The organism is Porcipelethomonas sp. (genome assembly GCF_051893655.1).
Taxonomy (GTDB): domain Bacteria; phylum Bacillota; class Clostridia; order Oscillospirales; family Ruminococcaceae; genus Porcipelethomonas.
In genome coordinates this window covers 1-4,804 of record NZ_JBJFHN010000016.1, presented here as the reverse complement: position 1 = coordinate 4,804, position 4,804 = coordinate 1, and the positions used below count along the sequence as shown (strand labels likewise).

The following is a 4,804-nucleotide window of genomic DNA, read 5'->3' as shown; positions in this document are numbered from 1 at the left end:
TAGTCATTCACTGGAACATGTGTATTCTGATATCATAAGCTATGCTTCTGAATCAGCAATACATCAAAAAGTAAAGTTTCCGAAATATTCTCAGATGAGAAAAATCCTCATATCTGAACTGACAGAAAACGGCGAATATTCACATGGCGAACGTCTGACAACAGCCGTTGCTTACAGAATCACAAAAGTATACACCTTTTATGACTCTGATGAGATTGAGAGTGTATTATACCATAACAGGTATCATTTATCTATTTACTCCGATTCTGTGATTATCTGTACCATTAAACTTCCGTCTGAAGAAGTTCTTGATATACTTGCAGAAAGTATCGGTGAAGCTAAAAACAAATCTGTAACATGGAGCCGGGTTAACATTATTCAGCGTTTATGCAATAAAATCAAGAAAAAAAATTCAAAAGTTATCCTTGCTGTTATTCCTCAGTACAACAGAATGGTATATCTTAACAGTAATGGTAAAATCAGTAAACAGACAGATAAATTCAATCCCATATGCGACTCAATTTGTGTATTTGTAAAAAACACTTCTGAAGGTCGCCAATTTATTGAAGAGAATAAATTTCCCGTTTTCCCATATTTTTCTGAAAGCAAAGAGAAGTATTAAAAAAATACATGTAATTATTTTAGACAGGTGCCGTATCGCACGCCTCAGCGGAGTCGCTTATCGCTTAGCGACAGTTCGCCGGGCGGCAGGACGGCAAAAATGGTCCAAGTCACGTTATGTGGCTTGGACCTTTTTATCAGTATTCCTCAGCAAGAAGCATTGTGCAGTGTTCGCCATCATCTATGATGTAGACCTTTGTTGTTATCGATTTATCAGTCGGGATGATGTATGTCATTTCAAAAGCCGGCTGTTCAGATGTGTGGTGTATTACCTGTAAACCATTTTCCTCACTAAGATTAAAAACTTGCAAATAATCTTTCGGTTCCGGCATATTGTCAACAGCCTGCCACATAAAGATTTGTAATTCCACCGGAATTTCTGCATCAACGCCTCTTGTCAGGTATCTTCCTTTACTACTCTCAAACATATCAATTCCTCCGTATCATTCACGGACATGAGAGTCGAACAGCTTGTACAACTCTTCACGCCTCATGGTTATTTTTTCTGTAAGCTCATCAGCAACAACACCAAGCCCCATATCCAGTACAATATCAAAGTCATAGGGACGAACCCTTATCTCTTTAACAAACTGCTGTATGAATGTGCGATACTCCTCAGTATTATGCTTTATTTCCTTGTACTGCCTCAGAAGGTGTTCAAAATCCTCATACTTAACAGGTTCCAACAATTTCATTGTACACAATCGTTTTTCAAGTTCTGTTTTCTCAGCCTCAAGATTTTCAGCTCTCTGCATCAAATCCTCTGTGACTAACCCTTTTTCAACAGCCGCAGTTATATTGGCAAGGTTATCAAGTATTTCTGAATATTGAGCTAAAACAGTATCATAATTACTGTCATAATCAGTATTATACTTTTCAATATACTTGTTGACTTTAGCAACAGCCTTTTTAAGACTCTTAAGATTTAAAAGCTTTTGTCCTATCAGAACTGAAACATGGCTATTTAAATACGTGGCATTTATTTCCTTATTCTTACAAACCTTTTTCAAAGAAGGACATCTGTATGAAACCAGTAAAGACTTATTTCTGCCGCATTTGCTCCTGTTCCCTGTCATTTTACGTCCACAGCAATCACATATTACTTTGCCGCTTAGCAGGTACATTTCCTTTGAACTGTATCTCCCGGCATTTCTCTTATTAGCAGCTTTTATGCGTTGTGCCTTGTCAAACATAGCCTTTGATACAATTTTATCGCACCCACCTTCTATGCAAACTATCTTATCAGCAGATTTAGTCTTATGCCCGTTTCTCTTACCGTCAATATCCTTTGAAGCAAGCCTATTATATACAAAGTTACCTGCATATTTTGGATTTGACAGAATTTCATACAAAGATGACTTTGAAAATGTTCTTCCTGTTTTTGTATGATAATTCAATTCGCTGAGCCTGTCAAGAATATAGCTGTAACCATATCCCTGTGTATACAACTCAAAGATGAGCTTCACAATTTTTGCCTCTTCGGGTACAACTTCAAGCTTTCTTTCAGAATTAACACGATAGCCTAACGGCGGAATCCCTCCGTTATGTATACATTTGTAGGCATTTTCTAAATGTCCACGGATTACTATTTGTGACAACGCTTTGGAGTAATATTCGTTCATGCCGTCAAGTAATGATTCAAGAATAACAGATTCTGGTGAGTCAGTTAGATTTTCATTCACTGAACAAAGCAGAACATCATTCTTTTTCAGCTTGTTTTTGTAAATTATTGAGTCATAACGGTTTCTTGCGAATCTATCAAGCTTATAAACTACCACACGTTCAAAATTATGATTATAACTGTCGGAAATCATCTTTTGAAACTGCTCCCGATTATCCGTAGTACCTGAAACAGCTCTGTCCTGATAGGAGCTGACAAGAATCCAGTTCTGTTTTTTGCAGAATTCCTCAATACTCCTCATCTGACCTTCAATTGATGTTTCATGCTGATTTGAAGATGAGTACCGGCAGTAGGCAACAGCACGTATTCTTTCAATTACAGCCATATTCAAGTCCTTTCAATTTCAAGTAAGTAATCCTCAGCATAATTATCGCTTACTATTCTGACACTGTGTAAGTACATCTTATCCCCAAATTCGAGCATTTCAACAAACTCCATTTCACTCATCATTGGAAACTCAGAAAATTCGTTCTTTTCAAGTACAATAAAACAGCCGATATCATCAAGATTATCTACACTGTATTCTTCCATAAGGGCAGTTATCTTTCTGGCTATGTAAGCTCTGAGCATTAAGGGTTTAATATTATCTGTTTCTTTAAGATTTGTTAATTTAATCATTTTCAATTAGTCTCCATTTCAAAAGGTTCAAGTTTCCATCCACTTCGTACTGACGGCGTGAGTGGATGGCAAGCGTTCTTTCCAATCTGGTACATCTTATTTGCGTAAGGTCTCATCAGGTTAAGCACATACTTCTGACGTTCTCTTACTCTCTGAGTGTTCTTTCCAACAGTACCCCAGGCAATGATTATCGCATCACTTATTGCTGCGTACTGCTGTATTATTTCGTCGCAGTCTTTTGCAATCAGGTCATCGTCACTGTTGAACCTGAGATTCAGCTTACCAGTTATCCTGCTGTAAAGATTTACAATGTTTACACTTCCAAAGCCGAGTGCAGAAAGATTATTCAGTGTCAGCATCGTTGTCAGATCCATACAGAGTGTATCAGCAGTATTGGGATTTATCATAACAATCATTGCTGATTTTTTATCCTTATCCCACTCTCTGCGAAGAAGAAGCCTGTGTTTCTTATCATCAGAAAATATCGCCTTGCTTTTTATTACCGTAGTTTCTTCTAACATTTATACACCTCTTTCCAACTCAAAAAAACAGGCAGAAGCATTTAAGCCTCTGCCTGTCTTTCAGTTATCTTTTTCTTTTGCGTATGACCTTTATTATTGTCGCAATAAACACTACCCCTTCAACAACAATTTCAATTGCATTTTTCATTCGCTATCAGCCTCCTTTACTTTTTTCACAACAACAGTAGCTACTAATACCCCCTCTGCCACAAGGGTAAATATTATGCCTGTTAAGAATCCTTTCATTTTTAACACCACCTTTCACCTAACACTTTAACAGTGCTCTTACCTCGTTTAACGTTTCCTCAAAAAGGTCAGTATCAAACAGCATTTCTTCTATCTCATCCGGTGTATAGCCGCATGAATAAAGAAATTCAACATCTTCCCTGTCTACTCCGAAGCAATTGCATATTGCAAGCAAATCATCTTCCTCAATATCCTCATCTGTTCCATACCAGTCAGAAATATCCCATCTGTAAGGGTTTAAGAAAGAATGGTATTTTTCTTTTACTTCAAAGGTACTTCTGCTTATGCTACCATCCGAAGATATTTCAAGAATGTCACCTTCTGATACATCGATTTCACAAAATTCACAGGGCAGAGCTGACTTCTTCAAAGCCTTGTCAAGTATGCTTTTTGTACTTGCATACACATACAGTCCTAACTCAGGAAAATGATATATTGTCAATGGATTACTGCCTTTTACAAGAATAAGCGTATTGTCATTTCTTAAAATTGTAAAGACAAAACTGCCGTCAACAAGCTCTGCCATTTTTTTAACGTTTTCTGTGTCGAGTTGTTCTCCCTGTTCCAGAAGCTGTACGGCTATGTAGCTGTCTGTTTCGATTTCTGTTGCAGGAAGGCTGTTTTTCTGCGAAGTTCCCTGTCGTTGTAGAGTACGCCGTTGTGTGCGAGAGCAAACTTTTCTGTGCCGCAGGAGCCCTCGAATGGGTGGTTGTTGTAGTTGCGGCTCTCGCTGCCCTGGGTGGTCATTCTGGTGTGCCCTGTGACCACTGATGTTCCTTCCGGAAAAAAGAATCTGACCCTGTGAGCCGGCTTTGGCTTTTTGTAGGTGACGATTTCTCCCTTTCTGACGAAGGAGATGCCTGTTGCGTCTGTGCCTCGTTCTTCTGCGGCTACGGCGAGATTTTTAATGAGGCGTTTGAGAATGCTGTTGCTGATTATTCTTTTGTAGTCAAGAAAACCAAATACTGCACACATGATTATTCACCGTCCTTTCCAATGACATGAAATCTGTCAGTGTCAGGGCATATTCCAAGACAGCTGCCGTTACTCCATTTCATATGGATTGTACCCATATCGTCAACATGGTCTACTGTGCCTTTTGTGCCAGCCGGAACTG

8 protein-coding genes are annotated in these 4,804 nt (G+C 38.6%); 1 reads left to right on the top strand and 7 read right to left on the bottom strand.

The features are described 5' to 3' along the window. On the top strand, positions 1–622 hold a 622-nt coding region (locus ACI4WO_RS00630), incomplete at its 5' end, for a hypothetical protein (RefSeq protein ID WP_439805621.1). 136 nt (positions 623–758) lie between these two features. On the opposite strand, the gene ACI4WO_RS00625 is transcribed toward ACI4WO_RS00630, so the two are convergent. The 7 genes from ACI4WO_RS00625 to ACI4WO_RS00595 form a co-directional block, all read right to left on the bottom strand. Further along, positions 759–1,049, bottom strand: coding sequence for a DUF960 domain-containing protein (locus tag ACI4WO_RS00625; protein WP_439805620.1), 291 nt, complete (start codon positions 1,047–1,049; stop codon positions 759–761). Between the two features lie 15 nt (positions 1,050–1,064). Beyond that, entirely contained in the window at positions 1,065–2,627 is a 1,563-nt protein-coding gene (locus ACI4WO_RS00620; protein WP_439805619.1) for a recombinase family protein, read from the bottom strand. A 2-nt stretch (positions 2,628–2,629) separates the two neighbouring features. Continuing rightward, a complete protein-coding gene (locus ACI4WO_RS00615; RefSeq protein ID WP_439805618.1) occupies positions 2,630–2,920 on the bottom strand; it encodes a hypothetical protein in 291 nt (96 codons plus the stop codon). A gap of 2 nt (positions 2,921–2,922) precedes the next feature. After that, positions 2,923–3,441 (bottom strand): DUF1643 domain-containing protein, encoded by a 519-nt coding sequence (locus ACI4WO_RS00610; protein WP_439805617.1) that lies wholly within the window; start codon positions 3,439–3,441, stop codon positions 2,923–2,925. 265 nt (positions 3,442–3,706) lie between these two features. Continuing rightward, positions 3,707–4,213 carry a hypothetical protein gene (locus ACI4WO_RS00605; RefSeq protein WP_439805616.1) on the bottom strand — a complete coding sequence of 169 codons (507 nt, stop codon included), beginning with the start codon at positions 4,211–4,213 and terminating at the stop codon, positions 3,707–3,709. Between the two features lie 53 nt (positions 4,214–4,266). Next, positions 4,267–4,662, bottom strand: coding sequence for a class II glutamine amidotransferase (locus tag ACI4WO_RS00600; RefSeq protein WP_439805615.1), 396 nt, complete (start codon positions 4,660–4,662; stop codon positions 4,267–4,269). A gap of 2 nt (positions 4,663–4,664) precedes the next feature. Further along, a partial coding sequence (locus ACI4WO_RS00595; protein WP_439805622.1) for a DUF4314 domain-containing protein occupies positions 4,665–4,804 on the bottom strand: 140 nt, incomplete at its 5' end.